The 18,029-nt window shown below is 55.4% G+C and carries 16 protein-coding genes; 4 read left to right on the top strand and 12 right to left on the bottom strand.

The window, feature by feature from the left end; translation table 11 throughout:
- Positions 1 to 58 precede the first annotated feature (58 nt).
- The 6 genes from CIC07_RS12095 to bioB all read right to left on the bottom strand — a co-directional run bounded on the left by CIC07_RS12095 (position 59) and on the right by bioB (position 9,369).
- Positions 59 to 1,675 carry an AraC family transcriptional regulator gene (locus CIC07_RS12095; RefSeq protein ID WP_076355992.1) on the bottom strand — a complete coding sequence of 539 codons (1,617 nt, stop codon included), beginning with the start codon at positions 1,673 to 1,675 and terminating at the stop codon, positions 59 to 61.
- 286 nt (positions 1,676 to 1,961) lie between these two features.
- Positions 1,962 to 3,689, bottom strand: a complete 1,728-nt coding sequence (cydC, locus tag CIC07_RS12090; RefSeq protein WP_076355994.1) for a thiol reductant ABC exporter subunit CydC — start codon at positions 3,687 to 3,689, stop codon at positions 1,962 to 1,964.
- Positions 3,686 to 5,467 (bottom strand): thiol reductant ABC exporter subunit CydD, encoded by a 1,782-nt coding sequence (gene cydD, locus CIC07_RS12085; protein WP_442953337.1) that lies wholly within the window; start codon positions 5,465 to 5,467, stop codon positions 3,686 to 3,688. The genes cydC and cydD overlap by 4 nt, the downstream gene beginning before the upstream one ends.
- A gap of 82 nt (positions 5,468 to 5,549) precedes the next feature.
- Entirely contained in the window at positions 5,550 to 6,566 is a 1,017-nt protein-coding gene (locus CIC07_RS12080; protein ID WP_076355998.1) for a cytochrome d ubiquinol oxidase subunit II, read from the bottom strand.
- The gene (locus CIC07_RS12075; protein WP_076356000.1) at positions 6,563 to 7,927 is read right to left on the bottom strand and encodes a cytochrome ubiquinol oxidase subunit I; all 1,365 of its coding nucleotides are present in this window, start codon (positions 7,925 to 7,927) and stop codon (positions 6,563 to 6,565) included. Before CIC07_RS12075 ends, CIC07_RS12080 begins: the two co-directional genes overlap by 4 nt.
- A gap of 446 nt (positions 7,928 to 8,373) precedes the next feature.
- Positions 8,374 to 9,369, bottom strand: coding sequence for a biotin synthase BioB (gene bioB / locus CIC07_RS12070; protein ID WP_076356002.1), 996 nt, complete (start codon positions 9,367 to 9,369; stop codon positions 8,374 to 8,376).
- Positions 9,370 to 9,647: 278 nt separating this feature from the next.
- Here bioB and CIC07_RS12065 point away from each other — a divergent pair, with 278 nt between their 5' ends.
- From CIC07_RS12065 to CIC07_RS12050, 4 genes are read left to right on the top strand one after another with little or no spacing between them, the layout of a single operon-like run.
- On the top strand, positions 9,648 to 11,057 hold the full coding sequence (locus CIC07_RS12065; protein ID WP_083687989.1) for a PepSY-associated TM helix domain-containing protein: 1,410 nt from the start codon (positions 9,648 to 9,650) through the stop codon (positions 11,055 to 11,057).
- Between the two features lie 12 nt (positions 11,058 to 11,069).
- On the top strand, positions 11,070 to 11,555 hold the full coding sequence (locus CIC07_RS12060) for a FixH family protein (protein ID WP_076356004.1): 486 nt from the start codon (positions 11,070 to 11,072) through the stop codon (positions 11,553 to 11,555).
- A gap of 44 nt (positions 11,556 to 11,599) precedes the next feature.
- On the top strand, positions 11,600 to 11,956 hold the full coding sequence (locus CIC07_RS12055; RefSeq protein WP_083687990.1) for a c-type cytochrome: 357 nt from the start codon (positions 11,600 to 11,602) through the stop codon (positions 11,954 to 11,956).
- A 9-nt stretch (positions 11,957 to 11,965) separates the two neighbouring features.
- The gene (locus tag CIC07_RS12050; protein ID WP_076356007.1) at positions 11,966 to 12,688 is read left to right on the top strand and encodes a response regulator transcription factor; all 723 of its coding nucleotides are present in this window, start codon (positions 11,966 to 11,968) and stop codon (positions 12,686 to 12,688) included.
- 14 nt (positions 12,689 to 12,702) lie between these two features.
- On the opposite strand, the gene CIC07_RS12045 is transcribed toward CIC07_RS12050, so the two are convergent.
- The 6 genes from CIC07_RS12045 to CIC07_RS12020 all read right to left on the bottom strand — a co-directional run bounded on the left by CIC07_RS12045 (position 12,703) and on the right by CIC07_RS12020 (position 17,620).
- Complete coding sequence (locus CIC07_RS12045) at positions 12,703 to 13,380, bottom strand: response regulator (RefSeq protein ID WP_076356009.1); 678 nt, start codon at positions 13,378 to 13,380, stop codon at positions 12,703 to 12,705.
- A gap of 166 nt (positions 13,381 to 13,546) precedes the next feature.
- A complete protein-coding gene (locus CIC07_RS12040; protein WP_157741902.1) occupies positions 13,547 to 14,056 on the bottom strand; it encodes a TlpA family protein disulfide reductase in 510 nt (169 codons plus the stop codon).
- 51 nt (positions 14,057 to 14,107) lie between these two features.
- Positions 14,108 to 14,824, bottom strand: a complete 717-nt coding sequence (locus CIC07_RS12035) for an ABC transporter ATP-binding protein (RefSeq protein WP_076356013.1) — start codon at positions 14,822 to 14,824, stop codon at positions 14,108 to 14,110.
- Entirely contained in the window at positions 14,817 to 15,635 is an 819-nt protein-coding gene (locus CIC07_RS12030; RefSeq protein WP_048748191.1) for an ABC transporter permease, read from the bottom strand. The genes CIC07_RS12035 and CIC07_RS12030 overlap by 8 nt, the downstream gene beginning before the upstream one ends.
- Positions 15,636 to 15,638: 3 nt before the next feature.
- Positions 15,639 to 16,208, bottom strand: coding sequence for a nitrous oxide reductase accessory protein NosL (locus tag CIC07_RS12025; protein WP_076356015.1), 570 nt, complete (start codon positions 16,206 to 16,208; stop codon positions 15,639 to 15,641).
- Positions 16,205 to 17,620, bottom strand: coding sequence for a right-handed parallel beta-helix repeat-containing protein (locus tag CIC07_RS12020; RefSeq protein ID WP_157741901.1), 1,416 nt, complete (start codon positions 17,618 to 17,620; stop codon positions 16,205 to 16,207). The genes CIC07_RS12025 and CIC07_RS12020 overlap by 4 nt, the downstream gene beginning before the upstream one ends.
- Positions 17,621 to 18,029 lie beyond the last annotated feature (409 nt).

The raw sequence follows: 18,029 nt of genomic DNA, 5'->3' as shown, positions 1-18,029 counted from the left end.
TAGAATGTACGAAATACAGATTGAAGGCTGGAGCTGCCTCGGAGTCCGGCTTCCAGGCTCATCCGCGATGTTCGCAGAATCGCTCATGCACGTCCTGAATCATCCTCTCGATTGCATGCGCGGAATACTCCCTCCACGGATCCGACGAAATCTGGTGCACGCGCTCTCTGCGCACGGCCTTGACATCCTGCCATGCCTCCGTAGCCTGCAGCTGCTCCCAGTGGTTCAGAGTCGTGGATTCCTGGCGGATGTTCAGCATGATATGGTCGGCGTCGAGCGCGGCCAGCTCCTCCAGCGAAATGCACTGATTGCCGCTGTACGCCGCGGCTCCCTCCGGAGCGTGCAGGGCCAAATCACGGAACACGTCGCGCATGCCGATCGATGGAAACAGGAAGAAGCGGTCCTGAAACAGGCTGACCATGAGCACGGTTTCGCCTTGCAGCGCCTCGTGCAGCCGCTCGCGCACCAGCTGAAGCTTGCGGCCGTAGCGCTGCAGCCATTCCCTGGCTTCATCGGAGGCGTTCACGATGGCGGCGATTTCCATGAGCTGATCGCGCCATCCCCGCTCATATAAGGGCACGACGTGAACGGCTGCAAGCTGCGCAAGGCGCTCCTCCTCCAGCGGCCGCAGCTGATCCGTCGATATGATGCAGTCCATCTGCGCCTGCTTCAGCATCTCTAGGTTCGCTTCCCAGTCTTCGTTGAACCGGTAGCCGCTCAGATGCAGCGAAATATCGTGCCTGTGCTTCATGTAGTAATACGAAGTCCACTTGGGGTGCAGCGGCGCCGCATAAGGCATGATCTTGAGCGCCAGCAGCTGTCCGAGCACCGTCGCGCTGTAGGCGACGATTTTTTGCCGGCGGGTCCGGAGGTAGACGGTGGGCGAGATGCCGACAGCCTTCTTGAACATCCTGCTGAAATAAAACTCATCCTTGTACCCGACCTGATAGGCGACATCCTTCAGCCGCACTCCTTCCTGCTGCATGAGCTGCTTCGCTTTATTCACCCTCACTTCGGTCAAATAGTCGATGGCCGTCTTGCCGTACGTTTTCTTGAACAAGGAGACATAATATTTCGGCGAAACTTCAGCCATGCGGGCGAGCTGATGGATCGTAATGCTCTCGCTGTAATGGGACTCCACATAGCTGCGGGTGCGGTCCATGGCCAGACGGGAATCTTGCTTTTCCGCCTGGCGGATGTGGCTGAATATCCATGCCATCAGCTCCTGGAAATGCGCCTGTCCCTGGAACCTCTCCACGGCATGCGCGCTGCGGCTGCAGCTGCCGGCCGATTCGCACAGCTGGCGAAGCGTATGATCCCCATGGACGGCAACCTCGCCTTGGAGCGGCAGCCTGCTTCCGTTCGGCGGCAAGTCCTTGTCCCATTGCAGGTCGAAGGTGAACAGGTACACTTCCAGCCTTGTGCCACACTCCTCGCTGAAGCCGATCGTCTGACCGGGCGCGACAAAGCGGACGGCATCGGAGTTCAGCCGGTGCACGTCTAGATCAACCGTCATATGTCCTTCGCCCTGCTTGACCACAATCAGGCCATGCCCATATAACAGCTGCGGCTTGAAATGCTCCCGATGAAGCACCCGCGCCGTGCGAAGTTTCAGCCACATGGAATCGAGGCTCACAGAAGCCTCCTCTTCATTGCCGGCAGGAACGGCTGGCATAGACACAAACCTCCCTTATGATCGCATTTGCGATGAAAATGATAATCACTATCAACGAATCAAATTGTAAAGAAAGGAACAGGACCTGTCAATGATTGACAGGTCCTGTTTTGGAGAGGCTCTTCGTTCCGCTTGCTTGCACGGTTTAGGTCATGATGCCTATGGAAAATGGAATGGGAGAACAGCTCGCCGCCGAGCAAGCTTGCTGGAGCTGCTCTGCTTGAAGCCGGCCTTGGCCGCCAGGACCATCAGGCATGCTTCCTTCGAGGCCATCGGAGCCGTGTCTCTACCGTTCCGTTTCTCCAATTACCTGCAGCTCGATTTGCTTCATCTCGTAGAAATAGCCCTTCTGCTCCATCAATTCCGCAAAAGTACCCGTTTCCACGATTCCGCCTTGATCCATGACGACAATCCGGTCCATCGCCTCCAATCCGGCAAGCCGATGGCAAATCAGGAGCAGCGTATCATCCGCAGCCTGTCCGAATAACTGCCGCATGACGCGCTGTTCGGTTACATAGTCCAGCGCTGACGTCGGTTCGTCGAGAAGCCATAACCGTCCTTTGCGGAGCATCGCCCGCGCCAGCGCGAGCCGCTGCTTCTCTCCATCCGACAGGTTCTCCCCTTTTTCAACCACCGTATCGGTCAACGAGACATGCTGCAACTGCATCCTGGCGAGCATATCCGTCAACTGCCCGTCCTCATAACCGTCTCCATCGAGCAGCAGGTTGTCCCGGATCGTGCCCCGGAAAAAATGGCTCTGCTGCAGCACGACATGGGCCGCTTGCCAAATGCTCGTCTCCTCCAGTTCCGCGAGCGGAACGCCGTCCATCCTGATCTCGCCAGCCGCCGGAGGACGCAGCTTGAGCAGCATGTCGACGATCGTAGACTTGCCCGATCCGCTCGGCCCCACAATAGCCGTCTTGGATCCGGGCCGGATATGCAGGGAAATATCCTTCAGCGCCGGCCGCCGTTCCCCTTCATAATGAAACGACACCGCCGACAGCTCCAACGAAACGGCATGATCGGCCGACAACGGGCGGCCTGGATGCTCAGCCGGCTCGTCTGGAGGCCGCAGCGTCTCCGTCAGCCGACCGGCCGCATGCTCGCTATCCTGCTTATAGGCGGGCAAAACCGACATTGCCGCGGCTTCCTCGAATACGGTGAGCGAGGCCATGACCAGCATGGCCAGGAAAACGCCGGCTAGCGATCCTTCCTGAATCAAATAGGCCCCCAGCGCCAGCACTCCCCAAGTGATCAGATACGTGACAAAAGCATGCATGAGCTGGCCGCGCAGCAGATGTCCGGCCGCTGTCCGCTGCTCGTCCGCCAAGGCGGCGGAAGCTTGCTGAAGCTGCTGCTCCCGCGGCGCCAATTGTCCGTAAAGCTTCAAATCCCGGAAGCCGTACAACACTTCGGTCACCTCCGTGGACAACAGAGCCCGCTGCCGGCGAACGCGTCCATGGATTTTCCGCTGGCCCTGCAAGACGATTCCCGGCACCGCCACTGCCGTCGCCAGCATTCCCAGCACGAACAGACACGAAACCCAGAAGGAAAAGGCCGAAGTGAACAGCATCGTGGCCAAAAAAACCATGACGACAATGACCGGAGGATAAGCGACCCGCAAAAAATAATGCTGCAGGCTTTCCACATCCCCTACGATCCGGGAAAGCAGGTCGCCGCTGCGGTTTTTGTTCAGCAGACCGGGCGTCAAAGGAATAAGCTTGCCAAAATAGGTGGTGCGCAAGCGGCTCAGCATGGAGAACGTCGCCCGGTGGGAATACAGCCGTTCGGCGTACCGGCTTGCCGCCCGGACGAGGCCAAGCAGCTTGACCAGCGAGGTGAGCACGATCAACGTATACAGCGGCGGCGCAAATACCGTCTGCGAGATCAGATATCCGCTCGCGGAAAAGAGGCCAACGCCTGCAATGCCGGCGATAAATCCGCCTAGAATCGAAAGGAAGATATCCTTGCGCTCCTGAATCATCGCTCTGGAAAGAATAGCCAGATCGCTCATGCCATCATGCCCCCTCTTTGTTGGATGCGGACCATTTCGGCATATGGCGGCAGCCGCTTCAGAAGCTGTTCATGGCTTCCTGAGTCCAGCACCGTTCCGTTTTCCATGAACAACAGCTTGTCCGCATTCCGAATCGTATGCAATCGGTGAGCCACCGTAATCATCGTCGCTGTTTCGGCCAGCGCGGCTATCGAGCGCTGCAGGATGCGCTCGGTGTGCAGATCCAGTCCCACGGTCGGTTCGTCGAACAAAATAAGCGCGGGCCGCTTCAAAAATGCCCTGGCCAAGGCAAGCCGCTGCTTTTCCCCGCCGGACAGTCCCCTGCCTCCTTCTCCCACAACCGTATCGAAGCCCTGCTCGAACTGGGCGGCCACTTCAGCAAGTCCGGCTTCCTCCGCCGCCCGCTCAATTTCGGTCCTGGATACGCTCCGCCCGGCTCCAATCGCAATATTCTCAGCGAATGTGCCGGCGAAAATATACGGATGCTGCGTAATATAGCTGACCTGCTCGAACCAAGAGGCCTCATCGTATTCGATTAGAGGACATCCGTTGGCCAGAACCTCTCCGGATGCCGGGTTCAACAAGCCGGAAAGGAGGTTCAGCAGCGTCGTTTTGCCGGAGCCGCTTTTTCCGACAATGGCGATGTGCTCTCCTGAGCCAAGCTTTATCCGGCCTGTCGAGATCTCAAAGGAATCTGGTCCATAGCTGAATCGGACATCGTTGAGTTCTAAGGCCGGCGGCAGGGCGGATCCAGCCGCAAGGGCTGTGAGGCATCCGCCCTCCCGGGCCGCCGCCTTGGCTCCATCCATCGCGGAGGATTCCTCCCCGCGATCGGCCAGACCGCTCTTGCTGCTTGTCGCCGCAAGCAGCTCGTCGACCTTGCGCACCGCTCCCATGCTCGTTCGGCCGCTGTGAAAAGCCGTGCCTGTGTTCTTCAGCAGGCTGTAAAACTCCGGAACGAGCAGCAGAACGAAGAAAGCGGCATGGAAAGTGAGAGAGTTGAAAACGAGCAGCTGAAGAGCCAGCTCCAGAGCGACGATGCCGATGCTCAGCATGACGATCGACTCCAGCATGAAGGTGTTCGTAAACGCGATCTGCAGGATGCCCATCGTGGCATCCCGGTATCCGATGCTGCTGCGCTCGATTTCCTGCTGCTGGCGGCGAGCCCGTCCAAACAGCTTCAATGTGACCAGTCCTTGCAGGGAATCCAGGAATGTACCGGAAAATTCGGCCAGCTGCTCATATTTCTGCTCCGATTTGGCCTTCGTCTTCAGTCCGACCAGAATCATGAATAACGGAATGAACGGAGCCGTAAGCAGCATGATGAAGCCGGTATTGGCATGCTGGACAAACGCAACGGCCAAAATCATGAGCGGAATCAGGGCCGCTTCCATCATCCGCGGCATGTACTGGCTGAAATAGCTGTCCGCCTCGTCCACGGCATCCAGTGCGATGCTGACCTTGCCTCCTGTCTGGCCGGAAAGGGCCGACCGCATGGCAGCATGGGTCAAATGACGCAGCACCGCTGCCCGCATGTTCCGCTTGGCGTCGGCGGCCATACGCAAGCCGATCTTGCCGTTCCCATACGACAACAGGGTACGTGCCGTCATCGCGGCCAGCAGCATGCCGAGCAGCACGAGAACCGATGAAAGGGAGGCTCTCTCCACAAAAATCCGCTGGACGGCTTCCGCGAGCAATGCGGCCTGGCTGATTATGGCTGCGCCAAGCGCGAGCGAAAGGACGGCAAGGAGAACCAGGTTTTTTCTTTGCTCAGACATTTGCTGTGAGATCATGCTGGTTTTCCGCTTCACACCATTCTCCTCCTTGATTTAAGGCCTGTAAGGATGTGAACCATTGGGTTTATTTGTTCCCTTTGACATAATCCGCATCGAACAGGAACAGCTTGAAGACAAGAGCCAGCGAAGGAATCAGCAGGCACAGGCCTCCAATGAAAGCGACGACAAGCGCAAATCCCATCGACGGCGAGGTAGCGCCGCCTTGAATCGTGATGTACGGATCGAGGATATACGGATAATGTCCGATCCCGTAAGCGAAAAAGGCCGAGAAAAATTGCAGCATGATGCATATGAAAGCCAGACCGTACCGGCGTCCTTGATATAAAAGCCACATAGCGACCATGAAAAAGGCAACGGAGAGCCCGAGCAGCCACCATAAATCCATCATGTTTTGAAAATGCCGCTCATTGTGCTGGCCCAAAAAAATAAACGCCGTCAATGCGGTAATGATCGTCGGGGTGCTCCAAAACAGGGCATAGGTCCGCAGCAGCTTCAGAGCGGAATGATCCTCTGCGCGCGAGGCGTAAAAGGCCAGAAAAGAGCTGCTGATGAACAAGACGGACACGATCGCAAGGCCGACGATGCTCCAGGACAACGGATTTGTGAACAGCGCCCAGTAATCCAGAGAAACGGCATCCGCCTGCTTCAAGATAAAGCCGCCCTCAGAGACCGTCAGAGCCACCGACAAGGAGGCCGGAATCAGCAGCCCCGTCGCTCCGTACAAAAACAGATAGATAATGTTCGTTTTGGAGCCATAGTTTTCAAAGGCGTAAAACGAGCCTCGAATGGCGAGCAGGATGACGGCGATGCTTCCCGGTACAAGCAGCGCGGAGCCGTAATAATAGGCCGTATCGGGGAAAAAGCCGACGATGCCGATATAGAAAAAGACAAAAAATACGTTTGTAATTTCCCAAACCGGAGATAAATATCGGGAAATGAGACGATTCATGACATGATCCTGCTTGGTCGATCGAGCATAAAAGGCAAAAGAGCCCGCTCCGAAATCAATGGAGGCAACGATCAGATAGCCGTATAGAAACAGCCACAGCACCGAGATGCCCATCAGCTCGTAACTGATCATGCCCTCTCGCCCCCTTCCTTGGAAATATCCCGCTTCTCCTTCAACCATGTCTCCATCTCCGCTTCCGCCGGCTTATGATGGAACAATCGGCGCAGCACGAGAACACATACGACGGCCAAGGCGATGTACAACAGGAGGAAGAGGAAAAACAGCAATCGTACGCTTGGGGATGTCGTGGCTGCTTCTTCGACACGCATATACCCTCGAATGATCCATGGCTGCCTCCCGAGCTCCGCATACAGCCAGCCGAACTCCACGGCCAGAAATGACAGCGGCGCGGTCAGCGCCAGGATGCGGAGCAGCCATTTGTTGAGCTCGTTGCGTTTTTTCCAGAATACGAACAAGAAATACAAGCAGGCTATTGCCAGCAGCGCAAATCCGATTCCGGCCATGAAATCGAACAAGTAATGAACGAGAAGCGGCGGACGCTCATCCAAAGGGAATTCCTCCAGCCCTTTCACCTCTGCATTAAAGTCTCCGAAAGCGAGGAAGCTGAGAAGCTTCGGCAGATGAATGGCTCCGATAATTTCATGCTCCGTATTGAGCCATCCCATCAAGATCAGATCCGCGCCTTTTTCCGTCTCGAAATGCCACTCTGCCGCTGCCAGCTTCTCCGGCTGATGCTCGGCCAAAAACTTGGCGGATACATCTCCGGCCAGCGTGTTGAGAAGGCCGAACAGCAGGACAGCTGCCATGCTGAGGTTCAAGGCTTTTTTGTGATAGGCGCTCCTGCCTTTTCTCAGCATCGTATAAGCTGCGATGCCGGCCAATAGGGCGGCTCCAGTCAGGTAGGCGGAGCTTAAGACGTGGAAAACCTTGGAGAACGTCGCCGTATTCAGCATCGCCTGCACCGGATCGACCGCCGTGAAGTGCCCCGCTTCCATGACGAAGCCTCCGGGCTGGTTCATGAATCCGTTCACCGTTGTAATGAAAACAGCGGACATGCCTGCCCCGGCGACGATCGGAATCGTGAGCAGCCAGTGAATATACGGATTTTTGAACCGATCCCATGTGTACAAATAGATGCCGAGGAAGATGGCTTCAAAAAAGAATGCGAACACTTCCATAAAGAGCGGAAGGGCGATGACATTGCCGGCCAGCTTCATGAAATGGGGCCATACCAGCGCCAGCTGCAGGGAAATCGCCGTGCCGGTTACGACACCGACAGCGACCGAAATGATGAATCCTCGCGACCATCTTTTGGCCATCAGGATGTAGTGAGGATCCTTCTTGCGGATTCCGATGAACTCTGCGATAGCGATCAACAACGGGATGCCGACGCCAATCGTCGCAAAAATGGCGTGGAACCCCAATGTCATGCCCGTCACCATTTTGCTCCAAAAAACTGTGTCTACTGCCAACCTTTATCGCCTCCGAGTATGAGAATAATTTCACAATGTATGAAGCGAGCAAACGCTCTCCACCCTTTTCATGCTTTTATCTCCGTTTGCCGCAGGGGAGCGACAGCCCATGAGACCGGCTTGAACCGTGGAGGAAAAGCTGTCCAAAGACGACTGGCCATGCAGGATTAAAATCATTGTACCGTTGTCTAGCTGCAATTCAATGCCTGACACTTCTTCGACCTTAAACGTTCAACAAAGGATCAACTCTTTCCGACAACTGCGTGAAAAATGAAAAAACGGCCCGATCGGGCTATTGATACGACCGCTGACCCATGCTGATGCCAGCCTGTTCGGAGCGTTGAAACCGGGCGCAAAAAAGCCGTGAAGGATATCCTCCACGGCCTCTCGAACCGACACGCCAGGCACCGTCATTTTATGCTCGTTCACGCCGAATTCATGGTTGTTCAGAGGGCATTCTCTTCGATCTCAAACCCCAGGTCTTCAATCATTCGGTAGTCGGCCATCGCCTCCTGACCTGCCGTCGTCAAATAGTCGCCTACAAAAATGGAATTGGCCGCATATAGGGAAAACGGCTGAAGGGAACGAAGATTCAACTCGCGGCCGCCCGCGATGCGGATTTCCTTGGAGGGGCACAGGAAGCGGAACAATGCCAGCACCTTGAGCGCCTTCATGGCCGGCGTCAGCTCCGAGCCTTCGAGAGGCGTCTCCGGAATGGGGTTCAGGAAATTGATCGGAATCGAATCCGCATCCAGCTCTCTAAGGGCATAAGCCATCTCGACAATCTCCAGGTTTGTCTCGCCCATGCCGACAATGACTCCCGAGCAAGGAGACATTCCGCTCCGCTTTGCCGCATGGATCGTCTCGATCCGCTGATCGTAGGTATGTGTCGACGTGATGGACGGGAAGTTCTCTTTGCTTGTGTTCAGATTGTGGTTGTACCTGTGAACCCCGGCATCCGCCAGCTTTTCCGCCTGCCCTTCCTTCAGGATGCCGAGGCAGACGCAGATTTTGAGCGGCAGCGTTTCCCGTATTTCTTTGACCGCTTTGACAACCTGCCCGATCTCCTTATCGGTCGGACCTTTTCCCGATGCCACGATACAATAAGTGCCGGCCTTGCGCTGCATCGCCTCGCGCGCGCCGGCAAGCAGCGTGTCCTTGTCCAGCAGCTTGTATTTTTCGATCGGGGCCGCCGATACGATCGATTGCGAGCAGTAGCCGCAGTCCTCCGGACAGAGGCCGCTCTTGGCATTGATGATCATGTTGAGCTTGACCTTTGTCCCATAAAAATGCTTGCGCACCGTGAAAGCCGCCTGCAGAATCGATAGGATCTCATCATTCCCCGCCTCCAGAAGGGCAAGTCCTTCCTCCAGCGTAAGGCATTCTCCGTTCAACGCCTTTTCCGCAAATCGGTTCCAATCCTTTTTCTCGGTCCTAGCCATCCGCTTTGATCACCCTGTTCGTATCCTTCTAATGTTAACCTTAATTAATAGATGAATGGTTAACAATGATTCCAAGCCATTGTATCAATGGACCGGCAGCCTGTAAAGGAAATGTTAACCTGTCATAACATTTTTAAGTTAACACAAATGGCCGATGCGTTCCCTCCCAAAAGAAGCTGCAGCCGAAATGACCCCTTCGAGTCATGTTGAATAGGTTCCGGTTCCCTATACTTATGAAGGTCGATAAGGACCTAATTGAATGGGGGTTGTTCATACAGATGAAGATGGAGCCTGAGCTGCAGCAATCGACTGGCAGCATCCGGACGGGCGGCAATCGCGGCTTGCTTCCCGCCCTGTATCAAACCGTCTGGAGATGGCATTTCTATGCCGGAATCATCTTTGCGCCGTTTCTCATCATTCTTGCTTTCAGCGGATCCATGTACCTGTTCAAGCCGCAAATCGAAGGTTATCTCTACAAGGATCTGCTCACCGTTCGGGAAGTCGGCGCTTCCAGACTTTCGCCCGATCAGCTTTCGGCAGCCGTCAAGCAGCAGCATCCGGGCTTGAGCATCCAGTCCATTACCCTGCCTGATGATGCGAAGTCGACAGTAACGTTTTCGGTCATGAATGAAGGGGCGCAGGCCGTTCTTTATGCCGATCCCTATGACGGAAAAGTGTACGGGATGATGGACGCCGAGAAAACCTTCTCCTCCTTCTTCAAAAAGATGCACAGCCAGCTGCTTCTGAGCGGAACGCTGCCGAACCGTCTTGTGGAAATGGCCGCTTGCTGGGGAATCGTACTCACGGTTACAGGGCTCTATTTATGGTGGCCGCGGGGCCGATTCAGCGTCTGGGGAACGGTGCTGCCCAGGCTCGGCAAGCGGGGGAGCCGTCAATTCTGGCGCGATCTGCATGCCGTACCCGCATTCTGGCTGTCCCTGTTCATTCTCATCTTGATTGCGACCGGACTCCCTTGGTCAGGCGTCCTTGGCGGACAGATCGATCGGGCGGCCAACGCCACCAATACCAATACACCTCCCTACGCATACCTTTTTTCGGGGCAGCCGGAATCCATTACTGTCGCCAAGGATATTGCGGACAATATTCCATGGGCGGCCGAAAATACGCCCGTGCCGAATTCCATCTCGGGCGGTTATGTAAGGCTGTCTATGAACGAAATCGCCGCCATTGCGGAGCGTCAACATGTCCTTAAGCCTTATACGATAACCATGCCGAGGGGTGACTCCGGCGTATACAGCGTATCTACCGATCATGTAAAGCCGGGAAAAGAAGTCACTCTGCATGTGGACCCATACAGCGGCGCCGTCCTTACCGATGTCCGCTACCAGGACTTCGGTGTTATGGCAAAGCTGATCACCCTGGGTATCGCTCTTCATGAAGGCAGGCTGTTCGGTCTGGCCAATCAGATCATCGGACTAGTGACATGCCTCGGCCTTGTGCTTATTTCGGCCGGATCCTATGTCATGTGGCGCAAGCGAAAGCCTTCAGGCACATTAGGCGCCCCCCGCAAGCCCAAAGAGAAAGGCGTCATGATCGGCGTTCTGGCCATCATGGCTGTACTAGGCATCCTTATGCCGCTCGTCGGCCTCTCCATAATGGCCATCTTGATTGTCGACCTTGTACTCATTTCGCGGATCCCGGCTCTGCGCCGCTGGCTCTCTTCCTAGGAGGAATCGCAGTTGAAAAGAAAAAAACGCATAGCTGGAATGATGATCGCGGCGAGTTCCCTCCTGTTCAGCGGCTGCACGGCCGATATGTCCGGACGAGATGCCAACGGCTTTATTCCTTATCTTAGCGTGGATATGAAAGTGCCTACTGACCTGAAGCTGGGCATGGACAAGACGTTTTCCATCCAGGTCGAAGAAAACGGCAAGCCGTACGAAGGCTTTTACAAAGCCCAGTTCCAATTCTGGCCGGAGGACGGCTCCTCCCCTCCTCTCACCGTTCCGGGCGTGATGTCCTCTCCGGGTTTGTATACGGCTTCACCTGCTTTCGATAAGGAAGGGGTTTACAGGGTGAAATTCAGCGGTATATCAGCGGAATATGAGATTATGCCGGCAAAGCGCTTTGCGATCGGCGCACAGGCCTCCAAGCATTTGACCGAGCTTGAAAAGCAAGAAAACGATGCCCCCTCCACCCCTGCTGCCGGCGGGCATCATCACTGACAGAAAGAATTCAGAACGAGGTCATGGAAGGAGCGAACTAAATCATGAAATGGTTCATGGGGATTGTCCTTCTTCTAGCGGCTGTCCTGGCTGTCTATTTGCTCTCGTTCCGCCTGCCTGAACCGCAGCGGACGGCAGTCCAGGACAACGCGGCATTTTCGAGCACGCCCGCAGATGCGGCAGCTGCGGCAACCATCTACAAGTCCAGCTGCCTTCCATGCCATGGAGGCAATCTCCAAGGAGGCATGGGGCCTTCCCTGAAGACGATCGGAAGCAGCTGGAGCAAAGAGCAGCTATACCGGCAGATCAGTCAAGGAGGCGGCGGCATGCCCGGCTTCAAATCCAAGCTGGAGGAGAACGATATCGTCAACCTCACTCTATGGCTGTCTGAACAGAAGTAGGGGGATGCCATGAAGCGGCCAAGCATTCTGGTCATCAGCGAGAAGCCTTCCGTTCGCAATCAAGTCATGCGCAGCGGCTTGAAGGCGAACTGGACGGTTCGCGTCGAAGGGGACGGAGCAGGCGGACTTCTCCAAGCACTTCAGGAGCCTTACGATGTCGTCCTCGCCGAATCCAATCTTAAGGATATTGACGGCTGCACGATCTGCTGCGAAGTTAAAAAGCAAACAGAAGCTTCTTTTATTCTGCTCCGAGCCGAGGAGCAGAAATCGTCTTCTATCCAGGCGTTCGAGAATGGCGCGGATGATTGCATCAGCTGGCCGATCAGCGAAAAGGAGCTTGTCCTGCGGGTGAATGCCCTTGTGTACCGATCCTTTGCCGTGCTTTCTCCCCTCCATAAGTCGAGACGACCCTATTTACTGAAGCTTGATCCGGCTCACCTGATCTGTTGGATTCACAATAAGCCGGTCGTACTGGCGCCCATGGAGTTCGAGCTCCTCTCCTGCCTGAGAAACTGTCCGAATCAAGTGCTTTCCAGAAACGAGCTCTTGATCCGCACACGCTCTTCCGCTTTTCGAAAAAACTTGCGGAGTCCATCTATTCATGCCAGGACGATCGATACCCACATCATGAATTTAAGGGCCAAGCTGGAAGAAGCCCTGCCGGGATCTTCGAAATGGATCCAGACGGTTCGCGGAGAAGGGTACCGGTTGATCGAGAGACTTCAGCGGTGACCGGCATGCCCAGGCTAGAACCGATGACGATCCGGCGGCAGGACGTCGCGGTCTATAAGACCTTGCTCGTAAGCATACCGCGTCAGCTGGACCCGATTGGCGAGCTGAAGCTTGGCCAGGATGTTCTTCAAGTGATTTTTGACGGTATGCTCGGAGATCGTCAGCTCCTCCGCAATCTTTTTATTGATCAGCCCTTTGGCCACGCAGGAAAGAATTTCACGTTCCCTGTTCGTTAAAGGCGACACGGCGGAATAATCGGCAGGATAGGCTTGAAATTCCTTTAAGACCATGGAAGCGAGCTCTTTGGACATGGGGGTTTCATCGGATACGATCGCTCTTAGATAGCTCAGCCAGGTTCCGGGTTGCAGGTTTTTGAGCAGGTATCCCTGCGCCCCTTTTTTTACTGCCTCGAACAGATCGGATATATCATCCGAAACGGTCATCATCACGATCTTGATCCAGGGGTAGACCATCTTGATCCGTTTTGTCGTCTCCAGGCCGTCCATTCCAGCCATGCGGATATCCATCAGAATCAAGTCCGGCTGCAGCAGCCTGACCAGCTCCAAGCCTTCCTTCCCGCTTGAAGCTTCTCCCACGATGACAAAAGCGGAATCTTCCTTTAAAAGCTCTCGAACGCCTTCGCGCGCCATGGAGTGGTCATCCACGACAAGCACCTTTACTCTTGTTTCCATCGTCTTCTTCACCTGCTTCTTTGTCCTTGTTCCCCCATTGTGCAGCAGCGGGATGAAAAGAACATGACTCTTTGGAGTCACCGGGCAGCAATCTCAAGCATTCATTGCGGCTAGAAAATGGATACGATAAAAAAACCCGCTTCGATCGAAGCGGGTTTTTCGGTATTCATAATGCCTCAGCAAGGGATTTCTCAATGTCCGCGACACTTTGAAATTGTCCTTGGACAATGCGGACGATCTTTCCTTCCGGAGAGATCAGAATGGAAGTCGGAAGCGCCTTCGCCCGAAAGGCGCTGACCGCTTCCCCCGTTATATCCACGAATACGGGCATGTCGATATGATTGGCATCCAGAAATTCATGAATCGTTCCGCGGCTTTCCCCTGCATTGACGGCCAGAACGGCCGTCGTGTTTCCAGCCAGAGCCGAGCGGGCTGCTTCGCTGATCAAGGGCAGCTCCGTGACGCAAGGAACGCACCAGCTGGCCCAAAAGTGGACGAGCACCGCTCGGCCGCGGTAGTCGGATAAATGAATGCTGTCCCCGGTCAGAGACTTGACCCCGATATCCGGAGCCGCCGAGCCTTCTTTGACCGAAGCGCCCGTCCCTTGCGGCCGGTGGTCGGCGATCGTGGCGACGGTCGCAAGGAGAGCCGCAGCCAGAAAAAGCAAAGTCAGCAAGATTATTGGCCTTCGATCGAAACGGAAGCGGCCTCTGTTCATAAATCCTCCTTATCCGCGACGCGTATCGCTGAACGCTGCATGCAGCCCGCCTGGTCCGTACTCCTCCAAAAAGGATGAAACAGCGCCCTGCTTGACGGCCGATCCTTCCTGCAGGAACAGGACGTAATTCGCGGAGGCCTCGGCTACAGGCAGCTGATGAGTCGAGTAAATCACGGCATGGCCATCCGCGGCGGCCCTCTTCACCAGCTCCACAAAAGCATCCATCCAGTAAGGATCGAGGCCGTTGGTCGGTTCATCCAGCACGAGCAAGGACGGGCGCGACAGCAGCGCCTGGGCGAACAGAAGCCGTTGGCGCATGCCTTTGGAAAAAGAGGTGACCTGCTTGTTCCTCACTCCCGTCAAGCCGACTTCTTCCAGCACCTCCTCGGTCCTCCCGCGGGACAGCCCCCGCAGCGAAGCCCAGAAGCTCAGCGTTTCCCAAGCCGTCAGCCCTCTGGCAAAAGAATAGTCGTCCGGCATATAGCCCATCTGTTCGGCGTAAGACCGGCGATTGTCCTTCCAGCTCAGGCCGTTCACTTCGATCTCCCCGGCCGTCGGCTGGAGGATGCCCATCACCATGCGCAGCAGCGTGCTTTTGCCCGCTCCGTTGCCGCCGCAAAGGGCATAGACGTCACCTCTTTGCAAAGACAAGGACACAGGACGAAGGATCGTCTGGCCTTTGATCGTTTTGCCGGCTCCCTCGATTCTAAGAACAGGTTCATCCACGGGAACGCCCCCTTTCCCAAGCCCAGGCCGAGACTCCGGACGCCGCCACGATCCAGAGCAGGCATACGGCGGCAAAAAGGATGGCTCCCAGCGGCTCGCTCATGACGTCTACCCATTTGTAATAATCCGGACCAAGGATAGAACCGCCGCCAAGCTTCACCACGACGAATAATCGCACCAGCTCGGCCGGATTGAGAAACGTCAGAAAGATCAACGCCGGCTTGATCCACAGATAGGGAACGAACCCAAGTCCCGCAATCAGCAGCGCCGGCCAGCCGATGACGGTGAAGAACCAGAAGGCGACACCGTAAGTGAGCGCTTGCCAGCGGTTGCGGGCCGCAGTCCCGATCAGGAGAGCGACGGCCAGGAAGAGCAGAATCAGAAGGACGGAAAATACAAGGAACAGCAGCAAGGTTCGGAGCTGGAAGCCTCCTCCTGCAAGCGCTCCGGCTACTCCGCTCACGCCGTACGCGAAGGCGGCGACCGTCATCAGAACAATGGCGAGCCCGGCATATTTGCCCAGGATGAACGACCATGTTCGCAGAGGGTAGGTGGAAAGCAGCTGCCAGCTCCCTTCCTCTTTTTCCGCCGTCAGGGAAAAGGAGCCGATCAGCAGCGTCATGAGAGGCAGCAGATACAAGATCAGGCTTAACATGGAACCGGTCGTGCTTGTGTAGCCGGATATCGAGCTGCTCGAATGAATCAGCAGCAGGACGAGGGTGAACAGGGTGAACAGCGCTAGAAAAGAGTAGGCCCAAGGGTTGCGGAAGCCGAGCTTGATTTCCCTTCGCGCAATATGCAGCATATTCATCGCTTAATGGGAATCGGAGCCCATATTTGCAGTAGCTCCCGCATTTGCGCCCATATCCATTTCACCGCCTTCATCATGCGAGTGTCCTTCTCCCATATCCATGCCCATTTGCGCTTTATTCTGCGTCCATTCATGCGAAGCCAGGTCCGCGGCTGTCATGAGCCGGCCTTTTCCTTGTTCTTTCGTGAACGCTTCCGCTGAAGCCTTGTCCTTGAAGCTGTAGATCCCGTACGCCATAGGGGACTTGAAATCGGCATCGTAGACATAAGCGGCTTGGTCATAAGGAATCCATTCCTTGTCATTGTAATCACGAACGTATTCGCCGCCGATCTTTGCCTCCGCGTTTTTCTCCTTCCACTCGTTCATGCAGCCGATATCGTCGAATTTGAATGTCTTGCCCTCGGTTGTCGTCAGTTGAGTGGCGAAAGCATCGTCCTTGATCTGCATATTGCAAATGGCGCATTTGTCCACCGTCTCGTCGATCGGCACCGGCTCATAGGTTTGCTTGCCGCAACCGGCAGCCAGCAGGATGGTGAATAAGGAAACGAACAGCATGAGCGTGATTTTTTTCATGATTTTTTGACCCCCATTAGTGTAATGATCGTTAGTGCCGCCACGAGCAGAGCCGCTCCGGCTATTCCCGTCTCCGCTGCGCTCCATGGATTCGGCCGGCTATCGGTTGAAGCGGATGATGACAAGAAAGGCTCCATCCTAGGCTCGCGATCCTGCGTCCATTGCTTTGCATCCGCAGTGAAGAGACTTTCCAGAAACCTCATGCCCGGAGACTGGAAAAAAATCTGATAAGCCGGTATTCCTTTCGTCAGCCTTTGAAAAAAAGGATTCATGACGTACGGAATATCGCTGATCCCGTCGCCGCTGGGATCCAGTCCTTGAAAGGCATCCCAATAATTATGGAGCAGCTCGTTGTCCTTGCTGCCATCCGCTTGCGTTTCGATGACATTCGAGACGAAGCGGTTGTTCTCGAGCCGATTGCTCTGAGAGTCCAGCAGTTGAATGCCGACGAAGTTGTACGAAACGTCATTGTCTTCCCATACGTTGTTCCGGGACATCTCGATGTAAAGCCCGACGCGGTTTCCCGTCAGCTCGTTGCCTGCGACCCGGGTATTCTGCACATCGAAGAACAGCATGCCTTGCGAGTTGACGCTGCCTTTCTGCCGAGTGAAGACGTTGTCGGCCACCTCGGCTCCCTTCACGATCATGGCCATGATGCCGGTGACATTGAACTCGCCGCTGTTGCTTCTCATGATCGTGCCGTTGGTATACATGCAATGAATGCCGTACCGGGAGTGGTCGATCTCGTTGCTCAGGACGGTATTGTCATGGCTGCTCTCCATGTAGATCCCGTCGAACATGCCGGTCACCCGATTTTCCTGAATGAGATTGGCGTTGGACTGAAAAAGGTCGATTCCATTTCGCTTGTCGGTCTGGCGAGCCGATTTTCCCTTGAGATCATCCGTAGGAGCGACGACCGAGCCTCTGATGGTGGATCCGCTGGATTTGCGAAGCTGGATGCCGTAAGAGCGGGACTTGATTCGAAGCCCATCCACGACGACCCTGTCGGCGGATATGAGTACGGCCGGAGCTTCGCCCGCAGCATCTTTTTCAACGGCCATTCCGTGCAGTTCCGCTCCTTCCGCTGCCAGCTTCACGACAGGAGCATCCCCGCCCGATCCGGTCAAGGTCACGCCTTCGGCTTGTACGACCAGTCTTTTCGAGATGACGATCGCTTCCGCGTACTGTCCGGGCGGCAGTGTTACGGCTTCTCCCGGCTTGGCTGCATCCAGCCTTTTTTGAAGCGAAGCCGCTCCAATCTCTGGCGGGGAAGCCGCTGCCGAATCGGCATGCCCCCATGCTCCCGGCAAGCATGCCGTGCATACGGCCAGGACGGCTGCTCGTCTGACGAGCCTTTCTAATCGGCAATCATGGTTGAACTGGATAGCCAGGAAACTCCCCCCTCTGTGCAAAGCCCGTATCTCCCCTTCCATGATCATAAAAGAAACGGAGATTTTGCACATAACTCTTTCGGGCTATGAGCAATGACGATCCCGTGACAGGCTGTCTCGATATCCATACTTGCTTGATGGAAGAACCGAATGCAGGAGGATTGGCATGCCGCAGCCGGGATGGACTCAAACCGCTAAGCAAGCCGTTCATTCCGTGCTTGAAACGGAGAAAACATCCAGCAAGCTCGGACAGAACTCCGGCTCAATCGACTGTGCGCAAGCAACGAAAAAGAGAGCGCCGGATCGGCGCTCTCTTTCCTTTTACAACCTTTGTTAATGACATTAATATTCCGACTCAACCATCGGGAACATACAATTAATCGGCTTAATGATCTACACCATTAAACTAAACCTTTAGGTTCGCGGCTCG

The sequence above is a fragment of the Paenibacillus sp. RUD330 genome, assembly GCF_002243345.2.
GTDB lineage: Bacteria > Bacillota > Bacilli > Paenibacillales > Paenibacillaceae > Paenibacillus_O.
The sequence above is the reverse complement of the archived record's forward strand: the minus strand, read 5'-3'. Positions and strand labels throughout refer to the sequence as shown.